The following is a 22380-nucleotide window of genomic DNA, read 5'->3' as shown; positions in this document are numbered from 1 at the left end:
GCCAACGCCGGCAGCTTCTTGACTGGTAGCTGAGGGCACATGCGTCGAGGAGACGACCCGGTGCGGCCCCTCCGACCCACCCCACCCCCACAGACACCAAGCGCCCTACCGGCCCCGCCTCACCCCGCGTGCAGCATCAACCCGATCCCCACCACCATCAACCCCGCCGCAGCAATCCGCGGCGCCCCGAAGCGCTCCTTGAAGAACAGCGCCCCAATGGCGGCCCCCACAATGATCGACGACTCCCGCAGCGCCGCGATGGGCGCGAGCGGCGCCCGCGTCTGGGCCCACAGCACCAGACCGTAGGCGAACACCGACAGAACCCCGCCGACCAGCCCCCGCAGCGCGATCGGACGCAGCTGGACGAGGAGTTCCCGACGCCGGGTGGCCAGCGCATAGGCGGGTATGGCGATGCCTTCGAGGATCATCAGCCAGGCGATGTAGCCGAGCGAGGTACCGGACGCGCGGACACCGAGACCGTCGACGGTGGTGTACGAGGCGATGGCCAGACCGGTGGCGAGCGCCGCCAGGATCGCCGGCCAGTGCGGCCGGCTGCCGGAGCCGCGGATGCCCCAGAGGGCGACGCCGACCAGCCCGGCCGATGCCAGCGCGACACCGGACAGCGCCCAGCGGTCCGGGACCTCCCCGACGAAGACGGCGGCGAGGACGGTGACGACCAGCGGCGCGGTACCGCGCGCGATCGGATACATCTGCCCGAACTCGCCCAGCCGGAACGACTGCATCAACAGCGCCTGGTAGACGATGTGCAGCACGGCCGACCCGAGGAGGAACGGCCAGGCGGCAGCGGCGGGCACCGGCGTGAAGACGGCCATGACCAGACCGCAGAGCGCCCCGCCGCCCCCGACGAGGGTGAAGGCGATGAGCTGGTCGCGTATGCCGTGGGCGATGGCGTTCCAACTGGCGTGGGTGACCGCGGCGATCAGCACGGCCACGACGACGAGCGGCGTCATGCGGTGCGCTCGCGCACGTCCACGATGCGGCCCTGGGCGTACTCCACCAGGGACTTGGGATCCAGCGGGAAGACGGTGTGCGGAGTGCCCGCCGCGGCCCAGACCGTGCCGTGGGCGAGCAGCCCGCGATCGGCCAGCACGCGGGTGCGGGTGCGGTGCCCGAAGGGCGGTACGCCGCCGATGGCGTACCCGGTGGTCTCGCGCACCACGGCGGCGTCGGCGCGGCCGACCTTCGCCGCGCCCAGCTCGGCGCGCACCCGCTCCACGTCGACGCGGGAGGCACCGTCCATCAGGACGAGCACCGGCTCGCCGTCCGCCGAGAAGATCAGGGACTTGACGATCTGGCCGAGGTCGCAGCCCACCGCCGCGGCGGCCTCGACGGCGGTGCGAGTGGCATCGGGGAAGCGACGGACCTCCACACTCAGCCCCAACTCCCGCAACGCTTCGGCGAATCGGGGGTGGGCCTGGTCGGAGGCGGGTTCTGACACGGAATCGCTATCGCTCATGCCCCGCACGCTAGCGAAGGCTGTACAGGCCACGCGAGTGAGTTGTGACACGGTGTGCGCCGCCCGGCGGGGACGGCGCACACCGTGCGGGCACCGCTCAGCCCGAGGCGAGCAGCGCGCGCACCACGGGCCCCGCGTTGGAGCCGCCGTGACCGCTCGCCGGGACGAGCGCCGCCGCCGCGAGGTCGTTGCGGTAGGCGGTGAACCAGGCGTTCGGCTTCTTCTGGTTGTCGACCTCGGCCGACCCCGTCTTGGCGCCGATGTCACCGCTGAGCCCGGACATCGGCTCGACGGCGGTACCGGACGTCGCGGTCGTCCGCATCAGCGACTTGATCGCGGCGGCGGTGTCCGGCTTCATCTTCCGCGGCGCGGTGGCCAGCGTCCTGTGGTCCACGTCGGGCGAGACGATGTAGGGCTGCCGGAAGGTGCCGGACTGGGCGGTGGCGGCGAGCGAGGCGACGTTGAGCGGGTTCATCCGCACCCCGCCCTGGCCGATCAGCGAGGCCCCCATCTGGGCGTCGCTCTGCACCGGCACGGCGCCGTCGTAGGTGGGGATGCCGGTCTGCCAGTTCAGGCCGATGCCGAAGACGTCCCGCGCCTCCTTCGTCAGGTCGTCGTCGCTGAGGTCCTTCGCCTGCCCGATGAAGGCGTTGTTGCAGGACGCGGCGAAGCTCTGCCGGAACGTGCCGTGCGGGTAGGAACTCATGCCGTCGTTGTGGAACTTGAAGCCGCCGACCGTCACGTACTTGGGGCACGGGTGCGGCTTGTCCGGCGAGGTCATGCCCTTGTCGATGAGCATCGCGGCCGTGACGATCTTCATCGTCGAGCCGGGGGCCAGCGCCCCGCCGATGGCGACGTTGAAGCCCGTCGCGGGGGAGTGCGCGATGGCCAGGATCTCGCCGGTGCTGGGCTTGACGGCCACCGCCGCCGCGCCCTTCTTGGCGTCGACCGACTTCTGCGCCGTCGCCTGGAGCGAGGCGTCCAGCGTGGTCTTCAGGGTGCCGGGCGTGCCCTTGGTCAGCTCCTTGAGCGTCTTGCCCGGCTGCTTGGCCTTCGCGGACCCGTCGCCGTGGTGGACGGCCAGCTCAAGGCCCGGCTTGCCGCCCGCCTTGTCGCCGTACTTGTCCCGCAGACTCGCCAGGATGCCGGTCAGCTCCGGGTGCTCCTTGGCCGTCAGCTCCTTGCCGTGCCGGTCCACGGCCTTGACCGGCGGAGCCTCGGCCGCACCGGTACGCAGCGAATCGCCCTTGCCCAGGCCCGGGTAGAGCACGTCGGGCGCCCAGCCGACCTGCGGCTTGCCGGTCGTGGTGTCGCGCTTGATCCGCAGCGTCCCGGTGTACGAGAAGGGCGCCTGATGGCCCTTGTAGGCGATCTGGGCGGTGGCCGTGTACGGCACCTTCTCGCCGGCCGGGGCGCCCGGCGTGAGCGTGACCTTCGAGAAGTGCGCCTGCTGGGCGAACGAGCCCAGCGCGCTCTTCGCGGAGCCCGGGTCGTCGGTCAGCCCGGCGGCCTTCGCGGCGTCGGCCGACTGCCAGGCGGTGAGGAACTCCTGCGCCGTGGTGCGGATTTCCTTGGCGCTCAGCGGCCCGGCCTGCACCGCGGCCTTGGGGTCACCGGACGCGGCCCGCGCCCCCTGCGACGACCCGTCGGAGCTGTCGAACAGGACGAACCCGCCGACCACACCCGCGACCAGCGCCGCCGATCCGCCGATCAGCCCGTACTTCACCTCACGGCGCATGCGTCCGTTCCCCTCCCAGATCCTCGTTCCTGAATACGCACACAAGAACGTGCTTCGCACTCTATGGGACACGAGAGGCCGGTGTGTCTCGATCAGGGCACGGTCGGGTGACACACAGTCGACAGCCTGTGACACCACGGGTGTTGACGCCGCCTACACCCAACTGTCGAACCACATCCGCTGATGCCAAGCCGACTTGGGCAACGGCAGCCCCGTGTAGAGCGGATAGAAGTAGATGAAATTCCAGACGATGAGCAGCACCAGGACACCCGCGCCCACCGCCCCCACGGTGCGCCGCCGTTCCGTCGAGCCCGGCGGTCCGACGATCGCGCCGATCATCATCGCCACCGCCAGACACAGGAACGGCACGAACACCACGGCGTAGAACAGGAAGATGGTCCGCTCCTGGTAGAGGAACCACGGCAGATAGCCGGCCGCGACACCGCAGGCGATGGCGCCCGCCCGCCAGTCCCGCTTGAACAGCCAGCGGTAGAGGACGTACAGCAGCGCGAAGCAGGCCGCCCACCACAGCAGCGGGGTGCCCAGCGCCAGCACCTCGCGGGCGCAGCCCTCCGCCGCCGTGCAGCCGTCGTGCCCGGCCTTGGGATCCTCGTAGAAGTACGAGACGGGGCGGCCCAGGACCAGCCAGCTCCACGGGTTGGACTGGTAGGTGTGCGGGGTCGTCAGTCCGGTGTGGAAGGAGTAGACCTCGGTCTGGTAGTGCCACAGGCTGCGCAGCCAGTCGGGCAGCCAGGTCCAGGAACCGCCGCGGCCGTCCGGCGTGGTGGCCCAGTTGCGGTAGTAGCCGCCCTTGGTGGCGATCCAGCCCGACCAGGACGCGAGATAGGTGGCGAGCGCGAGGACGACGGTGGCGCCGAAGGCCGGCAGCACGTCGAGCCGCAGCACCGAGCGGAACGGCCGCCGCGCCCCCGCCGTACGGCGCGCGCCGACGTCCCACAGCACCGACATCAGGGCGAAGGCGGCGAGGAAGTACAGGCCGTTCCACTTCGTGGCCGACGCCAGGCCGAGGCAGAGGCCGGCCGTCAGCCGCCACGGCCGCCAGCCGAGCCGCAGCCGGTCGCCGACCTGCCCGTCGGGCCGGGTCAGCCCGTCCCCGTCGACCGGCAGCGCGGCGGCGAGTTTGGCCCGGGTGCGGTCCCGGTCCAGCAGCAGCGCCCCGAACGCGGCCACCGCCCAGAACATCACGATCAGGTCGAGCAGCGCGGTGCGGCTCATCACGAAGTGCAGCCCGTCCACGGCCAGCAGCCCGCCCGCCAGGCAGCCCAGCGCCGTCGACCGCAGCAGCCGCCGCCCGATCCGGCAGACCAGCAGCACCGACAGGGTGCCGAGCAGCGCCACCATGAACCGCCAGCCGAAGGGGTTCATCCCGAACGCCCACTCGCCGGCCGCGATCAGCCACTTCCCCATCGGCGGATGCACGACGTACGAAGGGTCGGAGTTCAGCAGGATCCGCGCCGGGTGGCCGACCAGCGCGTCGTTGGCGCTCTTGTCCCAGGTGCCCTCGTACCCGAACTGCAGCAGCGCCCAGGCGTCCTTGGGGTAGTACGTCTCGTCGAATATCACCTTGTCCGGGCTGCCGAGATTCCAGAAGCGCAGCACCCCGGCGAGCAGCGTCACCAGCAGCGGGCCGCCCCAGCCCGACCAGCGGGCCAGCCGGGCGGCCGGCGCGGGGCCCGCGCCGCACACCTCCCACAGCCGGGTACCTGGCTCGGGGAACGCGGGCACCAGCCGGGTGTGCACATCGGCCTGCGGCCACCCGGCGTACCCGAAGCGGCGCAGCCTGCGCTGCCACGCGGGCGGCCGGCGGGCCTGCTCGTCGGCGCTGCGGGCTACGGCGTCGGTCGCGGTGTCACTGGTCACCCGGCCATCGTAGGGAAGCGGCCTGTGGAGGGCGCCGTACGCCGCCCGGCAGGTACCGACGGGTCGGGCGGGCGGCCCACGGCTGGGAGGATGGGGGAGTGACTGGAACGCTGGTACTTGCAGGGACGCCCATCGGTGAGCTGGCGGACGCGCCGCCGCGGCTCGCCACCGAGCTGGCCGCCGCCGACGTGATCGCCGCCGAGGACACCCGGCGGCTGCGCCGGCTGACGCAGGGGCTCGGCGTCACCCCGACCGGGCGGATCGTGTCCTACTTCGAGGGCAACGAAGCGGCCAGGACACCCGAGCTGGCCGATGCGCTGGCCGGCGGCGCGCGGGTGCTGCTGGTCACCGACGCCGGGATGCCGTCCGTTTCCGACCCCGGCTACCGCCTCGTCGCCGCCGCCGTCGAGCGCGACATCAAGGTCACCGCCGTACCGGGCCCGAGCGCCGTACTGACCGCGCTCGCCGTGTCGGGACTGCCCGTCGACCGCTTCTGCTTCGAGGGCTTCCCGCCGCGTAAGCAGGGCGAGCGCCTGTCCCGGCTGCGCGAGGTCGCGGACGAGCGCCGCACCCTCGTCTACTTCGAGGCCCCGCACCGCCTCGACGACACCCTCGCCGCGATGGCCGAGGTCTTCGGCGCCGACCGCAGGGCCGCCGTCTGCCGTGAGCTGACCAAGACGTACGAGGAGGTCAAGCGCGGCACGCTCGGCGAGCTGGCGCCGTGGGCGGCGGAGGGCGTACGCGGCGAGATCACCGTCGTCGTCGAGGGCGCGCCGGACGCCGGGCCCGGGGACCTGGGGCCCGAGGAACTGGTGCGCCGGGTGCAGGTCCGCGAGGAGGCGGGGGAGCGGCGCAAGGAGGCCATCGCCGCGGTCGCCGCCGAGGTGAAACTGCCCAAGCGCGAGGTGTTCGACGCGGTCGTGGCGGCGAAGAACGCGGCCAGGGCCGACCCTTCCGCGGGGAAATGATCTCGATCTGCCCTCGGGCGGGTAAATGACTACCCTGGAAGGTAAAAGAAGGGCCGCGCAGTGAGACGCTTTCCCTGCGTACGGCCAAATCTGGGCCAATAGGTAAGAACCTCAGCTGCACCGCAGCCGGGATGGGCGTCCACTGGGAGGTGGGACGCACGGTCCCCGGAGACCTTGTCCTGCGGACAAGAGGAGCGGCACATGAGCGACATCGCGGATATCCCCACCACCACCGGCACCCACCCCGGCCCCCGTACCGAGCCCGCGGCGCACGAGGCGTACGCCTTCGCGTGCATGCGATGCGGATACGGCTGGGAGCAGGCGTACGAGATAGAGCACCACATAGACGTGACCGGTGCCACGCACGTCGTCTACTACGCGGACGGCGAACGGGTGCCGTCGCCCCTGACCAGCCCGAAGTGCGGCAACTGCACCAGCAACGTCGTGCGCATCATGCGTGCGGGCCGGGTCTCGACGGTGTCGCACGCGATGGAGAGCATGTACCAGCGTCACACCGGCGGCACGGCGAAGAAGCCGGCCGGTGAGACCGAGGCGTCCACCGGCGCTGAGCAGCCGGCGCAGGGCGCGGGCAGCACGGCGGCCGAGAGCGCGGAAGGCCACCACTGGCACCTCTCCGACCTGCTGCACCCCTTGCAGCACCTCCACCGCAAGTGACGCGGTGACCCGCCGGGCACCCGGCCAGGCCACGGTGGCGGGCGCCCGGACGTGAGGCCATGGCCGCGGTCCTCATAGGATCGCGGCCATGGACCGGAAAGACGCCCCGCCGCCGCTGCCCGAACCGCTTCGGGTGCCGGTCGCCGACTCGCACACCCACCTCGACATGCAGGCGGGCACCGTCGACGAGGCCCTCGCCAAGGCCGCGTCCGTCGGCGTGACCACCGTCGTCCAGGTGGGCTGCGACCTGGAAGGATCACGCTGGGCCGCGCGGACCGCCGCCGCCCACGACGCGGTGCACGCCACCGTCGCCCTGCACCCCAACGAAGCGCCCCGCATCGTCCTGGGCGACCCGGACGGCACCCCGCGGCAGGGCGCGCGCGAGCCCGGCGGCGACGCGGCACTCGACGAGGCGCTGGCCGGCATCGACGAGCTGGCCGCCCTGCCGCAGGTACGCGGCGTCGGCGAGACCGGCCTCGACCACTTCCGCACCGGGCCCGACGGCATGGCCGCACAGCAGCGCTCGTTCCGCGCCCACATCGAGATCGCCAAGCGGCACGGCAAGGCCCTGGTCATCCACGACCGGGAGGCGCACGACGACGTCCTGCGGATCCTGCGTGAGGAGGGCGCACCCGAGCGCGTCGTCTTCCACTGCTTCTCCGGCGACGCCGAGATGGCCAGGATCTGCGCCGCAGAGGGCTACTTCATGTCGTTCGCCGGCAACGTCACCTTCAAGAACGCCCAGCCGCTGCGCGACGCGCTCGCCGTCGCCCCCGCCGAGCTGGTCCTCGTCGAGACCGACGCGCCCTTCCTCACCCCGGCACCGTTCCGCGGCCGGCCGAACGCGCCCTACCTCATCCCCGTCACACTCCGGGCGATGGCCGAGGTCAAGGGCGTGACCGAGGACGCGCTGGCCACCGCGGTCGCGGCCAACACGGCACGCGCCTTCGGCTACTGACCGCGGCCGGGCCGCCGGGAGCCGGACGCCGCCGCGCGGCCGTAAGCTTCACCGGGTGAACGAGCGCAGCGAGCGAACAACGGAAAGGCGCGCACCGTGGGTGACCACGGCGGCGCGCGGCGAGGCTTCGGGATGAGTGAGAGCAGCACCAGCGACGAGTCCGGCCCCCTGCTGGGCCCCGCCGATGTCCGCGAGCTGGCCGCCGCGCTGGGCGTGCGTCCCACCAAGCAGCGCGGCCAGAACTTCGTCATCGACGCCAACACCGTCCGCCGGATCGTACGGACCGCCGAGGTGCGGTCCGACGACGTCGTCGTCGAGGTCGGCCCCGGCCTCGGGTCGCTGACCCTGGGGCTGCTGGAGGCCGCCGACCGGGTCACCGCCGTCGAGATCGACGAGGTGCTGGCCGCCGCGCTGCCCGCCACCGTCGCGGCCAGGATGCCCGGCCGCGCCGACCACTTCGCGCTGGTCCACCAGGACGCGATGCAGGTCACCGAGCTGCCGGGGGCCGCACCCACCGCGCTGGTCGCCAACCTGCCGTACAACGTGGCGGTGCCGGTGCTGCTGCACATGCTGGCGACGTTCCCGACCATCGACCGCACCCTGGTCATGGTCCAGGCCGAGGTCGCCGACCGGCTCGCGGCCCGCCCCGGCAACAAGGTCTACGGCGTGCCGTCCGTCAAGGCGAACTGGTACGCCGAGGTCAAGCGCGCCGGGTCGATCGGCCGCAACGTCTTCTGGCCCGCCCCGAACGTCGACTCGGGACTGGTCTCGCTGGTCCGCCGGGCGGCGCCGCCCGAGACCACCGCCACCCGCGACGAGGTCTTCGCCGTCGTCGACGCCGCGTTCGCGCAGCGCCGCAAGACGCTGCGGGCCGCGCTGTCGGGCTGGGCGGGTTCGGCGGCGGCTGCGGAGGCCGCGCTGGTCGCCGCGGGTGTCTCGCCGCAGGCCCGCGGCGAGTCGCTGACCGTCGAGGAGTTCGCGCGGATCGCCGAGCACAAGGGATCGGGCGGGGCGCCCGGCATTCGTCAGGCGAAGGGAGGCGCGGCGTGAGCGCATCGGTCACGGTCCGGGTACCGGCGAAGGTCAACGTCCAGCTGGCGGTCGGCGCCGCCCGCCCGGACGGCTTCCACGACCTGGCCAACGTCTTCCTCGCCGTCGGCCTCTACGACGAGGTCACCGCGACACCCGCCGACACCCTGCGGATCACCGCCGATGGCCGCGGCGCCGACCAGATCCCGCTGGACCGCACGAACCTCGCGGCCCGCGCCGCCGAACTGCTCGCGGCCCGGCACGGCATCGCGCCCGACGTCCACCTCCACCTCGCCAAGGACATCCCGGTCGCCGGCGGCATGGCGGGCGGCAGCGCGGACGCGGCCGGCGCCCTGCTGGCCTGCGACACCCTCTGGTCCACGGGCGCCTCGCGCGACGAACTCCTCGACATCTGCGCCGAGTTGGGCAGCGACGTGCCGTTCAGCCTGGTCGGCGGCGCGGCGCTGGGCCAAGGCCGCGGCGAACTCCTGACCCCGCTCACCGTCGGCGGCACCTTCCACTGGGTCTTCGCGGTAGCCGACGGCGGCCTGTCCACCCCCGCCGTCTACCGCGAGTTCGACCGCCTCACCCAGGGCACGGACGTCCCCGCGCCCGAGGCGTCCCCCGCGGTCCTGACCGCCCTGGAGTCCGGCGACGCCACCGCACTCGCCGACGCGCTCACCAACGACCTCCAGCCCGCCGCCCTGTCCCTGCGCCCCTCCCTCACCGCGACCCTCGACGCCGGCACCGAGGCGGGCGCCCTGGCCGCCCTGGTCTCGGGCTCGGGCCCGACGACGGCGTTCCTGGTCAAGGACGAGGAGGCGGCACAGCGGGTGGCGGCGGCCCTGACCGCGTCGGGCACCTGCCGCGCGGTACGCACGGCGGTGGCGCCGGCGGCGGGGGCGACGGTCATCTAAGGCGCTTCGGCCCGTAGGTCTCAGCCCCCCACGACCGCCAGCGACACCACCCACGCCAGGGCGGGCAGGACCGCCGCAGCCGCCAGGCAGATCCCGCCCGCCGTACGGCGACGGCGACTGCTCAGCCCCGCGACGGTGAGGACGGCGGCGGCGGAACCGGCCGCGAGCGGCAGCGCGCCGACCGTCCGCTGCCCGCCCGGTGAGCAGATGGCGCGGGCATCGCCCTCGAAGCAGTTGTCGCCCGCCATCACCAGCAACGGCCCGAACAGCGCCGTCACCCCGGCGAACCCCAGCAGGAGCAGGCCGATGACGACGCGGCCCGCGACGGACGGCACCACGGGTGCGGACCGGTCCCCGGACGGCGGCGGAAGGACGGCGGGCGTCTGCTCATTGCTCATGAGGGCACGCTATGTCCGCCGGGCCCTGCCGGGCATCGGGTCGGGTGCTCACGTCCGATGCTCACGTCCGGGCCGAGCCGTTTCCCGCGCCGACTAGGCTGGAACGGTCGATCGATGTGAAGCGCATCGTGGGGAAGCGCAGGAGAGCAATGGCCACCAACCTCGTCAATCTGGAAGCCGTCGGCAAGGTCTACGGGACGCGTGCCCTGCTCGACGGTGTCTCGCTCGGCGTCAACGAGGGGGACCGGATCGGCGTCGTCGGGCGCAACGGGGACGGCAAGACCACCCTGATCCGGATCCTCGCGAAGCTGGAGGGTGCGGACGACGGCCGGGTGACGCACTCCGGCGGGCTGCGGCTCGGGGTGCTGACGCAGCACGACTCGCTGGATCCGGCGGCGACGGTCAGGCACGAGGTGATCGGCGATCTCGCGGATCACGAGTGGGCGGGCAACGCCAAGATCCGTGACGTGCTGACCGGTCTCTTCGGCGGCCTCGACCTGCCGGGTTTCGGGCAGGGTCTGGACACCGTCATCGGGCCGCTGTCGGGTGGCGAGCGGCGCCGGATCGCGCTGGCCAAGCTGCTGATCGCCGAGCAGGATCTGATCGTGCTCGACGAGCCGACCAACCACCTCGACGTGGAGGGCATCTCCTGGCTGGCCAGGCACCTTCAGGCCCGCCGCTCCGCGCTGGTGGTCGTCACGCACGACCGGTGGTTCCTCGACCAGGTCTGTACCCGGATGTGGGACGTGCAGCGCGGTGATGTGCACGAGTACGAGGGCGGCTACAGCGACTACGTCTTCGCGCGGGCCGAGCGGGAGCGGATCGCGGCCACCGAAGAGGCCAAGCGGCAGAACCTGATGCGCAAGGAGCTGGCGTGGCTGCGGCGCGGCGCTCCGGCGCGTACCAGCAAGCCGCGGTTCCGGATCGAGGCGGCGAACGAGCTGATCGCGGACGTGCCGCCGCCGCGGGACACCGCCGAGCTGATGAAGTTCGCCAACTCCCGGCTGGGCAAGACGGTGTTCGAGTTGGAGGACGTCACGGTCCAGGCCGGTCCGAAGATCCTGCTGAAGCACCTCACCTGGCAGTTGGGTCCTGGTGACCGGATCGGTCTGGTCGGTGTGAACGGCGCGGGCAAGACGTCGCTGCTGCGGGCGCTGGCGGAGGCGGCCCGTTCGCAGGGCGAGCGGCAGCCGGCGGCGGGCCGGGTCGTGGTCGGCAAGACCGTGAAGCTGGCGTATCTCTCGCAGGAGGTCGCCGAGCTGGATCCGGCGCTGCGGGTGCTGGAGGCGGTGCAGCGGGTGCGGGAGCGGGTGGATCTCGGCAAGGGCCGGGAGATGACCGCGGGGCAGCTGTGCGAGCAGTTCGGCTTCAGCAAGGAGAAGCAGTGGACACCGGTCGGCGATCTGTCGGGTGGTGAGCGGCGGCGGTTGCAGATCCTGCGGCTGCTGATGGACGAGCCGAACGTGCTGTTCCTCGACGAGCCGACCAACGACCTCGACATCGAGACGCTGACGCAGCTGGAGGACCTGCTCGACGGCTGGCCCGGTTCGCTGATCGTCATCAGCCACGACCGGTACTTCGTGGAGCGGACCACCGACCGGGTGTTCGCGCTGCTGGGTGACGCGGCGCTGCGGATGCTGCCGCGTGGCCTGGACGAGTACATCGAGCGCAGGCAGCGGATGAGCGAGGCGGCGGCTCCGACGCCCGCGCAGACGGCGGCGCCGAAGAAGGCGGCGGCGGTCAACCGCGCGGCGCAGAAGGAACTCCAGAAGATCGAGCGGCAGTTGGACAAGATCGGTGACAAGGAGGCGAAGCTGCACGCGCAGATCGCCGAGCACGCCACCGACTTCGAGAAGGTCGCGGGTCTGGACGCGCAGCTGCGTGAACTGGCGGGGCAGCGCGAGGAGTTGGAGATGAGCTGGCTGGAGCTGGCCGAGGACGCCTGAGCGGCGCCCGGGGCCACCGGCCGCAATCGGCCCCGTGGCTGCCGCATCCCGGTATTCCGGCCGACTTCCGCCCGACGGGGGCGCGCATCGCCCGACGAGCGTGTAGCTTCCCGTGGACGGAGGGGCCCGGCGGGGGCCGGGGCCGGCCCCGCCGGGATGGAGAGGGTGCTGGATGGGCGTGCGGCTCATGGTGGTCGACGATCACCGTCTGCTGGCCGAGGCGCTCGCCTCGGCCCTGAAACTGCGGGGGCACCGGGTGCTCGCGGCGGCTGCGCCGTCCGCCGGGGCCGCGGATCTGGTGATCAGCAGGGCGCCGGAGGTGTGCCTGCTGGGAACGGCGGAGCCGGCTGCGCAGGGCGCGTTCGACCCGGTCGCGCGGATCAAGAGGGAGCGACCGCAGATCGCCGTGGTGGTGCTGGGCCCGGTGCCGAGCCCGCGGGGGATCGGCGCCGCCTTCGCCGCCGGGGCGTCCGGTTACGTCCGGCACGACGAGCGGATCGAGGGTGTGGAGCGCGCCATGCTGCGGGCGCGGGCCGGTGACGCGGCCGTCGCCCCGCAGTTGCTGCAGCAGGCGTTCCACGAACTGCTGCATCCGGTGGCGCAGCCGGACGACGAGGGGGCGCGACTCCTTGCGCTGCTGACCCCGCGCGAGATCGAGGTGCTGATGCGGGTCGCCGAGGGTGAGGACACCCGGCAGATCGCGGCGGGGATGGGGACGGCGCCGAGCACCGCGCGGACGCATGTGCAGCGGGTGCTGATGAAGCTTGAGGTGGGCTCGCGCCTGGAGGCGGCGGCGCTGGCGGCGCGTACGGGGCTGCTGGAGCGGATGACGGGCTGCGGGGGCTGAGCCGGGGCGCGGGATTCCCGAACGCCGGTGCAGTGCGGGGGAGTTGCGGGCCGGGCAGGATGAGGGCATGCCCGTTCCTGAGCCGCAGTTCCTGTCCCTGCCCGAGGCGTTCCTCCTGCTGGCGCATCCGGACTCCGGGCGGGTGTCCGACGCGAGGCGGACGGCTGCCGGATGTGCGGCGGCGGAGCTGGGCGAACTGGCGCTGCGCGGCAGGCTGGTGGTCCGTAGCCGTAAGTCCAAGAAGTTCGGTTTCGACGTCTATCACGGGCGCGGCAGGATCGAGCTGGTCGACGCCGGGGGTGCCGGGTCCGGTGACCCGGCCTGGGCCGGTGAGGTGCTGGCCGAGCTGGCGCGCCGGTCCGCGGCCGGGCCGAAGCCCCCGGCGGCTGACCGGTGGCTGCGGGCCCGCGGCGGTGCGGCGCTGGCCCTGCACCGGGGCGCGCTGACCGATCGCCGCATGCTGCGCCACGAGCCGGGCGTGTTGCTGAGGCGGGAGCGCCGCCATCCGGACTTCGTGGTGCGCAACACGCTGATCAACGAGCTGCGTGCCGCGTACGGCGGCCGTTCGCCGCTGACCACGCAGCTGCTGTTCCTCGGCGATCTCGTGGAGGGCGCCGGGCTGAGCGGGGAGCTGCGGCTTGCGCTGACGTGGCGGCAGCGGCTCGACCACGGGCGCGGCACCGCCGTGGCGCATCTTCCCGAGGAGCTGCGGGACACCAGCAGGGCGCTGGGTTTCGCGATTCCGGCGCGGAACGACGGCGGCTGACCGTGGCGCGGGCGACCGTGGCCGCCCGCGCCACGGTCAGGGGGCCGGGGGCCCGTCCGTCATCTCCTCGCGGAGTTCGTCGGCGGTCGGCGGGACGGCGGGCCGCAGTGTGAGCCAGATGAGGAAGAACAGTCCGAGGGCGAGCATGCCAAGGCCCGTCCAGAGGTTGATGTTGATGTCCTGGGCCTTCTTGAGGTCGGCGTCGGACGCGGTGATGCCCGCGATGGTGACGATCACTCCGTAGACGACGAAGAGGCCGCCGATGATGCGCCGTACATCGAAGAGTCGCGCGGCGGTCGCGGACTCGCGTTCCAGTTCCTCGACTTCGTGCTGGTAGTCGCTCATGGTGCAGTCCTCGGCAGACTCAGAAGGAGAAGGGGATGTAGCAGAGGGCGGCGAGCACGACCGCGCCCCAGCCCAGCAGGGCCGGCTTGCGGTACCAGGCGTCGTCGCCCTCAGCGGGCAGCTCCGCCATGTCGGGCGACCGGGTGCCGTAGACGAGTCCGGCGAGCTTCTCGGCGGGCTCGGGCCTGGTGATCAGGGTGACGATCAGCATCACCACGGCGCCGACGACGAAGGCGACGATCGAGGAGACGAAGTTGGCGCCCTGCTCGGACGGGATGGCGATGATGCCCTGCTTGTAGAGCCAGAAGTAGTTGATCATCGCGGCGACGGTGCCGGAGAGCAGGCCCCAGAATCCGGCGGCGGCGCTGGTCCGCTTCCAGAACATGCCGATGATGAACACCACGAACAGCGGGACGTTGAAGAAGGAGAACAGCGTCTGGAGGTAGTTCATGATGTTGCTGAAGCTGGACGCGATGAAGGCGGTGCCCATGCCGATCAGCACGCCGACGGCGGTGACCACGCGTCCGGTCTTGAGGTAATAGCCGTCCGGGCGGCCCTTCTTGAGGTACGCGGCCCAGATGTCGTTGGTGAAGACGGTGTTGAAGGACGACACGTTGGCGGCCATGCCGGCCATGAAGGCGGCGAGCAGGCCGGTCACGGCGATGCCGAGCACACCGTTGGGCAGCAGGTCGCGCATCAGGACGGGGATGGCGTCGTTGTACTGGAGGCCGTCCTTGGACTTGCCCAGCGAGGGCTCCATGACCAGCGCGATCAGGCCGGGCACGACCACGACCAGCGGGATGAAGATCTTGGGGAAGGCGGCGATCAGCGGGGTGCGCTTGGCGGCGGACAGGTTCTTCGCGGACAGGGCGCGCTGCACCTCGGCGAAGTTGGTCGTCCAGTAGCCGAAGCTCATCACGAAGCCGAGGCCGAGCACGATGGTCAGCCAGTTGGCGCCGAGCGGGTTGGCCTCGCCGATGCCGGTGCCCTTCCAGGCGGTGAGGAACGCGTCGCCGTGCGAGGAGGACAGCGAGTCGGTCAGCCCGTCCCAGCCGCCGACGCGCTTGAGTCCGACGATGGTCAGCGGTATCAGCGCGGCGAGGATGACGAAGAACTGGAGCACTTCGTTGTAGATCGCCGAGGAGAGGCCGCCGATGGTGATGTACGCGAGGACGAAGAAGCCGGCGACGACGATCGCGACCCACTGCGGCCAGCCGAGCAGCGCCTGGAGGACGATCGCCATGGCGTACAGGTTCACGCCGGCGATCAGCACGGACGAGACGGCGAAGATCACCGACGACAGCAGGTGCGAGGAAGGGCCGAAGCGGTGCAGCAGGAATTCCGGCACCGAGCGGACCTTGGAGCCGTAGTAGAACGGCATCATCACCAGGCCGAGGAAGACCATGGCGGGGATGGCGCCGATCCAGTACCAGTGGACGGTGTAGGCGCCGTACTGCGCGCCGTTGGCGGCCATCCCGAGGATTTCGGTGGCGCCGAGGTTGGCGGCGACGAACGCGAGACCGGTGACCCAGGCGGGCAGTGACCGGCCGGAGAGAAAGAAGTCCAGGCTCGTCCTGACGCTGCGCCGGGCGGCGAAGCCGATGCCGAGGACGACGGCGAAGTAGAGGGCCAGGATCGTGTAGTCGAGCGCGTTGGTGGGGAGCCGGAGCCCTTCGGCCAAGGTGATCATGGGGGCACTCTTTTCCGGGGGTCTGGGGGTGGCCCCCAGAGGACACATCGTTGTGCTCGCGTGGAACGCACAAAAACCTACGCGCGAGGTTCCGGAAACTGAACACTTCTGTTCGTTTCAGTTTGGCCAAGGGGGATCGCCTCGGGCCGTTTGGCCGGAAAGGGCGGATAACGCCTGCTGGGGAGTGCCGAATCCGCCTGCCCGGGTTCCGTGTTGACGGGGCTGTTGGGTTGTGCTTCATTGTGTTTGTTTGTGTTTGGTCGCTGGTGAGGAGCTCCCGTGAAGAAGACGACGACCCGGCTGGCGGACGGCCGGGAGCTCATCTACTACGACTCCCGCGACGACACCGCCCGCACCGCCACCGACCGCCGCCCCCTCGACCCGGTCTCCACCGCGTCCGAGATCCGGCACGACCCGCTGCTCGGCGACGCCGTCGCCATCGCCTCGCACCGCCAGGGCCGCACCTACCACCCGCCGGCCGACCAGTGCCCGCTCTGCCCGACGCGCGCGGGCCGGCTCACCGAGATCCCCGAGGCCGACTACGACGTCGCCGTCTTCGAGAACCGCTTCCCCTCGCTCGCCGGCGACAGTGGCCGCTGCGAGGTCGTCTGCTTCACCCCCGACCACGACGCGTCCTTCGCCGACCTCACCCCCGCGCAGGCCGCCCTGGTCCTGGACGCCTGGACCGACCGCACCGCGGCCCTGTCCCAACTCCCGCAGGTGGCACAGGTCTTCTGCTTTGAGAACCGCGGCGCGGAGATCGGCGTCACCCTCGGCCATCCGCACGGCCAGATCTACGCGTACCCCTTCACCACCCCCCGCACCGAGCGGATGCTCACCTCGCTCGCCGCCCACCGCGAGGCCACCGGAGGCCGCAACCTCTTCGACGACGTACTCGCCGACGAACGCGCCGCGGGCCACCGCATCGTCCTGGAGGGCGACCACTGGACCGCCTTTGTCCCGTACGCCGCCCACTGGCCCTACGAGGTGCACCTCTACCCCCGCCGCCGGGTGCCCGACCTGACCGCCCTGGACGACGCGGCACGCACAGAGTTCCCACAGATCTACCTGGAACTCTTGCGGAGGTTCGACCGGATCTTCGACGAGGGTGACGGACGGGGACCGCGCACGCCGGGCGCCGCCCGCACCCCGTACATCGCCGCCTGGCACCAGGCGCCCGTACGGGCCGCCGACCGCGCCGAGTTCGCGCTCCACCTTGAGCTTTTCACCATTCGCCGCACTCCCGGAAAGCTGAAGTTTCTCGCGGGTTCCGAATCCGGCATGAATGTGTTCATCAACGATGTGCCGCCGGAAGCCGCGGCCGAGCGACTGCGAGAGGTAGCCAGCAAGTGAGCAAGAAGTACCTGGTCACGGGCGGAGCGGGATATGTCGGCAGCGTCGTCGCCGCGCATCTGCTGGAGGCCGGCCACGACGTGACCGTGCTCGACGACCTCTCCACGGGCCACCGCGAGGGCGTCCCCGACGGCGCCCGTTTCGTCGAGGGCCGCATCCAGGACGCCGCCCGGCACCTCGACGCCTCCTACGACGCCGTCCTGCACTTCGCCGCGTTCTCCCAGGTCGGCGAGTCCGTCGCGGACCCGGACAAGTACTGGCGCAACAACGTCGGCGGCACCATGGACCTGCTCGCCGCGATGCGCGCCGCGAGTGTCGGCACGCTCGTCTTCTCCTCCACCGCCGCCACCTACGGCGAGCCGGCGGTCACCCCGATCACCGAATCCGCCGCCACCGCGCCCACCAGCCCCTACGGCGCGAGCAAGCTCGCCGTCGACCACATGATCAGCGGCCAGGCGGCGGCCCACGGCCTGGCCGCCGTATCGCTGCGCTACTTCAACGTCGCGGGCGCGTACGGGAGTTGCGGCGAGCGCCACGACCCCGAGTCGCACCTCATCCCGCTCGTCCTCCAGGTCGCCCAGGGCAGGCGCCCGGCGATCTCCGTCTACGGCGACGACTACCCGACCCCCGACGGCACCTGCGTACGCGACTACCTCCACGTCGCCGACCTCGCCGATGCGCATCTGCTGGCGCTGGACGCGGCCACCCCCGGCGAGCACCTCATCTGCAACCTCGGCAACGGCAACGGCTTCTCGGTCCGCGAGGTCATCGAGACCGTCCGCAAGGTCACCGGGCACCCCGTCCCCGAGGTGGCCGCCCCGCGCAGGCCGGGCGACCCGGCCGTCCTGGTCGCCTCCGCGCGGACCGCCATCGACCGCCTCGGCTGGCGGCCCACCCGCACCGACCTCGCCGGAATCGTCGCGGACGCCTGGGAGTTCGCCCGGCGCCCGGCCGAGCAGTCCTGAACCAAGGAGCCCCGCATGATCGCGCACGAAGCCGCCACTCCGGCCGCGGAGCACGGCGCCGCGCCCACCGAAGCGGCCTTCCGCGCGGTGTACGGCGCCGCCCCCGCAGGAATCTGGGCGGCGCCTGGACGGGTCAACCTCATCGGTGAACACACCGACTACAACGACGGCTTCGTGATGCCCCTGGCCCTGCCGCACACCACCATCGCCGCCGTCACCCCCCGCACCGACGGCGTCCTGCGGCTGCACTCGGGCAACGCCGAAGGCGGCATCGTCGAACTGCGCATCGACACTCTGCGGCCCGCACCGGACGGCGACCGGCCCGCACCGGACGGCCGCTGGGCCGCCTACCCGGCCGGTGTCGTCTGGGCGATGCGGGAAGCCGGGCTGCCGGTCGGCGGCGCCGACCTGCACGTCGACAGCACGGTGCCCACCGGCGCCGGACTCTCCTCGTCGGCAGCCCTGGAGGTCGTCACCGCACTCGCCCTCAACGACCTCTACGCGCTCGGCCTCACCCCGCAGCGCCTGGCCCGACTGACGCAGCGCGCCGAGAACGCGTTCGTCGGCGTGCCCTGCGGGATCATGGACCAGACCGCAGCCGCCTGCTGCACCGCAGGTCACGCCCTCTTCCTCGACACCCGCGACCTGCGCAGCCGCCAGGTCCCGTTCGACGTGGCGGCCCAGGGGCTGCGGCTGCTGGTTGTCGACACCCGCGTCAAGCACGAGCTGGGGGACGGCGCGTACGCCGAGCGGCGCGCCGGGTGCGAGCGCGGCGCGCGGGCGCTCGGCGTGCCCGCGCTGCGCGACGTTCCTCACGCTCAACTCGCCGACGCGCTCGCCACGTTGCCGGACACGCCGGACATGCCGGACACCCGCGCGCTGGTGCGGCACATCGTCACCGAGAACCACCGGGTCGAAGAGGTCGTCGCGCACCTGGACGCGGGCGACATCCGCGCCATCGGACCGCTGCTGACCGCGGGCCACGCCTCGCTCCGCGACGACTTCGCGATCTCCTGCGCCGAGTTGGACCTCGCCGTCGACACCGCGCTCGCGGCGGGCGCCGTCGGGGCGCGGATGACCGGCGGCGGCTTCGGCGGCTCGGCGATCGTGCTCGTCGACGAGGCGGCGGCGGACACCGTGAGCGCCGCCGTCACCGCGGCGTTCGCGGCGGCGGGACATGCCGCGCCGCGGATCTTCACGGCGGTGCCTGGGCCCGGGGCGCGCCGCCTCGCCTGACGCCGGCGGGCGCGCGGGCCGGTCCCGCGCGCGGGCGCGAAAAGGCGCCGCGCGCCGCGAGTTTCGGCAATCTTCCCCCGCCGTACGGACCTGTCCGTATGCTGAGATCAGTGCCGGTGGGGGCCGGTGCTGATCAGGGGAGAGCGGTACCCCTCGGCGCCGAACGCGGTCGCGGAGTGCGGGTACGGCGTCCGGGGCGGGGTAGCCATGTCGGCACGGCGGCGGCTGTGCGGTTGCGGCGAGCTGTCCCCCGGGCCCCGTGCCCGCTATGGTCCGTTCCCCTAAGACAGGGGGTCTTCGTGCAACGCATCCGGGTACTGGTGGTCGACAACCACCGCATCTTCGCCGAATCCCTGGCCGCCGCACTGGCGGCGGAGGCGGACGTCTGCGCTGCGGCGGCGGGCAGCGGCCACGCCGCGCTGCGCACCCTCGACAGGTCGGCCGCCGAGGGGCGCCCTTTCGACGTCCTGCTGGCCGACGCCGACCTCAGCGGCACCGCGCCCCAGCTGACCGCGGTGCCCCCGCAGCCGGCGGCCAGGGACGGCGCCGTACGCGCCGCGTCCTTCGACGGCATCACGCTGGTCTCCGCGGTGAGCGCGGGCCATCCCGCGCTGCGCACGGTCGTCCTCGCCGAACGCGACGACCCGCGCCGCGCGGCGGCTGCCCTCCTGGCGGGCGCCCGGGGCTGGGTCGCCAAGGACTGCTCGCTCTCCAGGCTGCTGGCCGTCATCCGCGGCGTGCTGCGCGAGGAAACGCATCTGCCGCCCGCCCTGCTGACCGGCGTGCTGCGCGAGCTGACCGCGGCCCGTAAGCACCGCACGGAGAGCGAGCGGCTGGTGGAGTCGCTGACCCCGCGCGAGCGTGAGGTGCTGCGCTGCATGGTGGCGGGCCTGGGCCGCAAGGCCGTCGCCGAACGCCTCTTCCTCTCCCCGCACACCGTCCGCACCCACATGCAGAACGTCCTCGGCAAGCTCGGCGTGCACTCCACCCTGGCCGCCGTGGCGCTGGCCCGCCGCGCCGGAGTGGGCCCCGCGGAGCCGACGGGCACCGCGGCGCCTGTGCCGCTGGCTTAGGGCGTGTCCGACGGCAGGTCGGTGAGCACCGCGACCCCCCGGGCGTCCAGCGTGACCCGCTCCAGGGCCGCCGCGTCCCCGGCCAGCGCGTCCCGCATCGGGCCTGGCAGCGTGACATCGGCCGGGGCGCCCCCGTGGTTGAGCAGGAACAGGAACCGCCCGCCCGCGCCCTCCCTGACCGTCGCCTGCATCCCGTCGGGCAGTCCCGGCAGGACGGGGGCCACACCCGCCGCCTCCCGCACGTCGTCCCACAGGGCCCGCCGCAGGCCGGGTTCGAGGCGGGTGCCGACGTACCAGGCGGTGCCACGCCCGTAGTTGTGCCGGGTCACCGCGGGCCGCCCGGCGAGGTCGCCGTCGGTGAAGTGCGCCACCGCGTCGGCCCCTTCGAGGTCGATCGCCTCCGACCACAGGTCCGCCCGTCCGGTGTAGGCGCCGCCCACCGCGACGGACGCCCCGGCGGCCAGCGGCCAGAACTCCTCCACCCGCAGGCCCAGCACCTCCCGCAGCGGCGCGGGGGCGCCACCGGGGTGCACCCGGTCGTGCGCGTCGACGATCCCGGAGAAGAACGACACCAGCAGCCGCCCGCCGTCGCGTACGTAGTCGGTCAGCCGCCGCGCGTCCTCGGCGGTCAGCAGATACAGGTGGGGGACGACGACCATGCGGTAGCCGGTCAGATCGCGTCCGGGCGGCACGATGTCGCAGGCCACGCCGGCTTCGAACAGCGGGCGGTAGTGCTCGATCGAGAGCTGCGCGAGGTCGAGCGCGGTGGACGGCTTGGAGTCCAGTTCCAGCGCCCACCAGCTGTTCCAGTCGGCGAGCAGCGCCACGTCGGCCCGCGATCTGGTGCCCTCGATCTCCGGGACGGCGGCCAACTCGGCGCCCAGGGCGGTGACTTCGCGGAAGATGCGGGTGTCGCTGCCGGCGTGCGGCAGCATCGCCGAGTGGAATTTCTCCGCCCCGCCCAGCGACTGCCGCCACTGGAAGAACAGCACCGCGTCCGCGCCCTGCGCCACCGCCTGCCAGCTCCACAGCCGCATCGCGCCCGGCGGCTTGGGGCCGTTGCGGGGCCGCCAGTTGACCGCGCCCGGCGCCTGTTCGAGCAGCAGCCAGGGCCGTCCGCCGCCCGCCGAGCGCATCAGGTCGAAGGCGTACCCGGCCCTGATGTGGTCGTCGGGCACGTGCGGGTCCTGATAGAAGTCCAGTGCCATCGCGTCCAGGTGCGGCGCCCAGGCGAACGCGTCGACGGGCTTGTGCTGCGGCATCAGGTTGGTGGTCACCGGGACGCCGGGCGCGAGGCGGTCCAGCACCTCCTTTTCGGCCAGATAACAGGCCCGCAGCGCCTCGTCACCGAACCGTAGGTAGTCCAGCTGCTGGGCGGGGTTGGGGAAGGTGGGCGCGGTGCGCGGCGGCAGCACCTCGTCGAAGTCGCCGTACGCCTGCGACCAGAAGGCCGTCGACCAGGCGTCGTTGAGCGCGTCGACGGTGGTGTAGCGGGCGCGCAGCCAGCGCCGGAAGTCGGCGGCCGACACCTCGCAGAAGCACTGCCGGGTGTGGCAGCCGTACTCGTTGCCGATGTGCCACAGGGCGAGCGCGGGGTGTCCGGCGTAGCGGGTGGCGAGCCGTTCGACGAGCCGGACGGCGTGGCTGCGGTAGACGGGGCTTGAGGGGCAGTAGTGCTGCCGGGCGCCCGGCCAGCGGCGCCGCCCGTCCGCGTCCTCGGGCAGCATCCCGGGGTGCGCGTGGCTCAGCCAGGGCGGCGGGGACGCGGTCATCGTCGCCAGGCAGACGTCGATGCCGGCCCCGGCGAGGCCGTCCATGACCCGGTCGAACCAGCCGAAGTCCCAGACATCGGGCCGGGGTTGGACCCTGGCCCAGGAGAAGATCCCGGCGGTGACCATCGAGACGCGGGCCTTCCGCATCAGCTCCAGGTCGTCGGCCCACACCTCCTCGGGCCACTGCTCGGGGTTGTAGTCGCCGCCGAATCGGATGCCCATCGGACCCCCTGGGTCGGGATCCGGCGGGTCGCGGCCCCGCCGGTCGCGGATGCGGGCTGACGGCCTGGGGAGCGGGCCGTCAGATCCGGCTCAGCATTCAGCCTCCGCGGCCCGGCTTCAAGGC

General features: G+C 72.4%; 20 protein-coding genes. 12 read left to right on the top strand and 8 right to left on the bottom strand.

The window, feature by feature from the left end; genetic code table 11:
• Positions 1-119: 119 nt before the first annotated feature.
• From ACIBK8_RS10475 to ACIBK8_RS10460, 4 genes are all read right to left on the bottom strand, one after another.
• On the bottom strand, positions 120-971 hold the full coding sequence (locus tag ACIBK8_RS10475) for an EamA family transporter (RefSeq protein WP_399041327.1): 852 nt from the start codon (positions 969-971) through the stop codon (positions 120-122).
• Positions 968-1477, bottom strand: a complete 510-nt coding sequence (locus ACIBK8_RS10470) for a YbaK/EbsC family protein (protein ID WP_399041326.1) — start codon at positions 1475-1477, stop codon at positions 968-970. The genes ACIBK8_RS10475 and ACIBK8_RS10470 overlap by 4 nt, the downstream gene beginning before the upstream one ends.
• Before the next feature lie 97 nt (positions 1478-1574).
• A complete protein-coding gene (locus ACIBK8_RS10465; protein ID WP_399041325.1) occupies positions 1575-3215 on the bottom strand; it encodes a penicillin-binding transpeptidase domain-containing protein in 1641 nt (546 codons plus the stop codon).
• Positions 3216-3368: 153 nt separating this feature from the next.
• Positions 3369-5096, bottom strand: coding sequence for a dolichyl-phosphate-mannose--protein mannosyltransferase (locus tag ACIBK8_RS10460; RefSeq protein WP_399041324.1), 1728 nt, complete (start codon positions 5094-5096; stop codon positions 3369-3371).
• Positions 5097-5194: 98 nt separating this feature from the next.
• On the opposite strand from ACIBK8_RS10460, the gene rsmI reads away from it, so the two are divergent.
• The 5 genes from rsmI (at position 5195) to ACIBK8_RS10435 (ending at position 9643) form a co-directional block, all read left to right on the top strand.
• Positions 5195-6064, top strand: a complete 870-nt coding sequence (gene rsmI / locus ACIBK8_RS10455) for a 16S rRNA (cytidine(1402)-2'-O)-methyltransferase (protein ID WP_399041323.1) — start codon at positions 5195-5197, stop codon at positions 6062-6064.
• A 201-nt stretch (positions 6065-6265) separates the two neighbouring features.
• Positions 6266-6739: a hypothetical protein gene (locus tag ACIBK8_RS10450; RefSeq protein WP_399041321.1), complete on the top strand. Its 474-nt coding sequence runs from the start codon at positions 6266-6268 to the stop codon at positions 6737-6739.
• Between the two features lie 88 nt (positions 6740-6827).
• Positions 6828-7697, top strand: a complete 870-nt coding sequence (locus ACIBK8_RS10445) for a TatD family hydrolase (protein ID WP_399041320.1) — start codon at positions 6828-6830, stop codon at positions 7695-7697.
• A gap of 132 nt (positions 7698-7829) precedes the next feature.
• Positions 7830-8747 carry a 16S rRNA (adenine(1518)-N(6)/adenine(1519)-N(6))-dimethyltransferase RsmA gene (gene rsmA / locus ACIBK8_RS10440; RefSeq protein ID WP_399041318.1) on the top strand — a complete coding sequence of 306 codons (918 nt, stop codon included), beginning with the start codon at positions 7830-7832 and terminating at the stop codon, positions 8745-8747.
• Positions 8744-9643, top strand: coding sequence for a 4-(cytidine 5'-diphospho)-2-C-methyl-D-erythritol kinase (locus ACIBK8_RS10435; RefSeq protein ID WP_399041317.1), 900 nt, complete (start codon positions 8744-8746; stop codon positions 9641-9643). Before rsmA ends, ACIBK8_RS10435 begins: the two co-directional genes overlap by 4 nt.
• A gap of 20 nt (positions 9644-9663) precedes the next feature.
• Here ACIBK8_RS10435 and ACIBK8_RS10430 read toward each other — a convergent pair whose 3' ends face one another.
• Positions 9664-10041, bottom strand: a complete 378-nt coding sequence (locus ACIBK8_RS10430; RefSeq protein WP_399041315.1) for a hypothetical protein — start codon at positions 10039-10041, stop codon at positions 9664-9666.
• A 149-nt stretch (positions 10042-10190) separates the two neighbouring features.
• Here ACIBK8_RS10430 and ACIBK8_RS10425 point away from each other — a divergent pair, with 149 nt between their 5' ends.
• The 3 genes from ACIBK8_RS10425 to ACIBK8_RS10415 all read left to right on the top strand — a co-directional run bounded on the left by ACIBK8_RS10425 (position 10191) and on the right by ACIBK8_RS10415 (position 13600).
• Positions 10191-11987, top strand: a complete 1797-nt coding sequence (locus ACIBK8_RS10425) for an ABC-F family ATP-binding cassette domain-containing protein (protein ID WP_399041314.1) — start codon at positions 10191-10193, stop codon at positions 11985-11987.
• 172 nt (positions 11988-12159) lie between these two features.
• On the top strand, positions 12160-12834 hold the full coding sequence (locus ACIBK8_RS10420; protein ID WP_393683195.1) for a response regulator transcription factor: 675 nt from the start codon (positions 12160-12162) through the stop codon (positions 12832-12834).
• Between the two features lie 67 nt (positions 12835-12901).
• Positions 12902-13600 carry a GPP34 family phosphoprotein gene (locus tag ACIBK8_RS10415; RefSeq protein ID WP_399041313.1) on the top strand — a complete coding sequence of 233 codons (699 nt, stop codon included), beginning with the start codon at positions 12902-12904 and terminating at the stop codon, positions 13598-13600.
• A 36-nt stretch (positions 13601-13636) separates the two neighbouring features.
• Here the strand turns inward: ACIBK8_RS10415 and ACIBK8_RS10410 are convergent, their stop codons facing one another.
• Together ACIBK8_RS10410 and ACIBK8_RS10405 are read right to left on the bottom strand one after the other, a co-directional pair.
• Complete coding sequence (locus tag ACIBK8_RS10410; RefSeq protein ID WP_399041312.1) at positions 13637-13945, bottom strand: hypothetical protein; 309 nt, start codon at positions 13943-13945, stop codon at positions 13637-13639.
• Positions 13946-13964: 19 nt separating this feature from the next.
• Positions 13965-15635, bottom strand: coding sequence for a sodium:solute symporter family protein (locus tag ACIBK8_RS10405; RefSeq protein ID WP_399041311.1), 1671 nt, complete (start codon positions 15633-15635; stop codon positions 13965-13967).
• A gap of 279 nt (positions 15636-15914) precedes the next feature.
• On the opposite strand from ACIBK8_RS10405, the gene galT reads away from it, so the two are divergent.
• From galT to ACIBK8_RS10385, 4 genes are all read left to right on the top strand, one after another.
• Entirely contained in the window at positions 15915-16988 is a 1074-nt protein-coding gene (gene galT, locus ACIBK8_RS10400; RefSeq protein ID WP_399041309.1) for a galactose-1-phosphate uridylyltransferase, read from the top strand.
• The gene (gene galE, locus ACIBK8_RS10395; RefSeq protein WP_399041308.1) at positions 16985-17953 is read left to right on the top strand and encodes a UDP-glucose 4-epimerase GalE; all 969 of its coding nucleotides are present in this window, start codon (positions 16985-16987) and stop codon (positions 17951-17953) included. Before galT ends, galE begins: the two co-directional genes overlap by 4 nt.
• 15 nt (positions 17954-17968) lie before the next feature.
• Entirely contained in the window at positions 17969-19189 is a 1221-nt protein-coding gene (gene galK / locus ACIBK8_RS10390) for a galactokinase (RefSeq protein WP_399041307.1), read from the top strand.
• Between the two features lie 299 nt (positions 19190-19488).
• Complete coding sequence (locus ACIBK8_RS10385) at positions 19489-20262, top strand: response regulator transcription factor (protein ID WP_399041306.1); 774 nt, start codon at positions 19489-19491, stop codon at positions 20260-20262.
• On the opposite strand, the gene ACIBK8_RS10380 is transcribed toward ACIBK8_RS10385, so the two are convergent.
• Complete coding sequence (locus tag ACIBK8_RS10380; protein WP_399041305.1) at positions 20259-22256, bottom strand: beta-galactosidase; 1998 nt, start codon at positions 22254-22256, stop codon at positions 20259-20261. The two genes, ACIBK8_RS10385 and ACIBK8_RS10380, sit on opposite strands and share 4 nt — an antisense overlap.
• Positions 22257-22380 lie beyond the last annotated feature (124 nt).

Origin of the sequence: Streptomyces sp. NPDC050161 (assembly GCF_044460025.1) — a bacterium.
GTDB lineage: Bacteria > Actinomycetota > Actinomycetes > Streptomycetales > Streptomycetaceae > Streptomyces.
This window is presented reverse-complemented; position numbering and strand designations above follow the sequence as displayed.

Bases quoted from the DNA above. Each gene is read 5' to 3' on its own strand.
- ACIBK8_RS10420 (WP_393683195.1), top strand. From the start codon at position 12,160: ATGGGCGTGCGGCTCATGGTGGTCGACGATCACCGTCTGCTGGCCGAG.
- ACIBK8_RS10470 (WP_399041326.1), bottom strand. From the start codon at position 1,477: ATGAGCGATAGCGATTCCGTGTCAGAACCCGCCTCCGACCAGGCCCAC.
- ACIBK8_RS10405 (WP_399041311.1), bottom strand. From the start codon at position 15,635: ATGATCACCTTGGCCGAAGGGCTCCGGCTCCCCACCAACGCGCTCGAC.
- ACIBK8_RS10425 (WP_399041314.1), top strand. From the start codon at position 10,191: ATGGCCACCAACCTCGTCAATCTGGAAGCCGTCGGCAAGGTCTACGGG.
- ACIBK8_RS10415 (WP_399041313.1), top strand. From the start codon at position 12,902: ATGCCCGTTCCTGAGCCGCAGTTCCTGTCCCTGCCCGAGGCGTTCCTC.
- galK (WP_399041307.1), top strand. From the start codon at position 17,969: ATGATCGCGCACGAAGCCGCCACTCCGGCCGCGGAGCACGGCGCCGCG.
- ACIBK8_RS10475 (WP_399041327.1), bottom strand. From the start codon at position 971: ATGACGCCGCTCGTCGTCGTGGCCGTGCTGATCGCCGCGGTCACCCAC.
- ACIBK8_RS10445 (WP_399041320.1), top strand. From the start codon at position 6,828: ATGGACCGGAAAGACGCCCCGCCGCCGCTGCCCGAACCGCTTCGGGTG.
- ACIBK8_RS10410 (WP_399041312.1), bottom strand. From the start codon at position 13,945: ATGAGCGACTACCAGCACGAAGTCGAGGAACTGGAACGCGAGTCCGCG.
- rsmA (WP_399041318.1), top strand. From the start codon at position 7,830: ATGAGTGAGAGCAGCACCAGCGACGAGTCCGGCCCCCTGCTGGGCCCC.
- ACIBK8_RS10380 (WP_399041305.1), bottom strand. From the start codon at position 22,256: ATGGGCATCCGATTCGGCGGCGACTACAACCCCGAGCAGTGGCCCGAG.
- ACIBK8_RS10465 (WP_399041325.1), bottom strand. From the start codon at position 3,215: ATGCGCCGTGAGGTGAAGTACGGGCTGATCGGCGGATCGGCGGCGCTG.
- ACIBK8_RS10450 (WP_399041321.1), top strand. From the start codon at position 6,266: ATGAGCGACATCGCGGATATCCCCACCACCACCGGCACCCACCCCGGC.
- ACIBK8_RS10430 (WP_399041315.1), bottom strand. From the start codon at position 10,041: ATGAGCAATGAGCAGACGCCCGCCGTCCTTCCGCCGCCGTCCGGGGAC.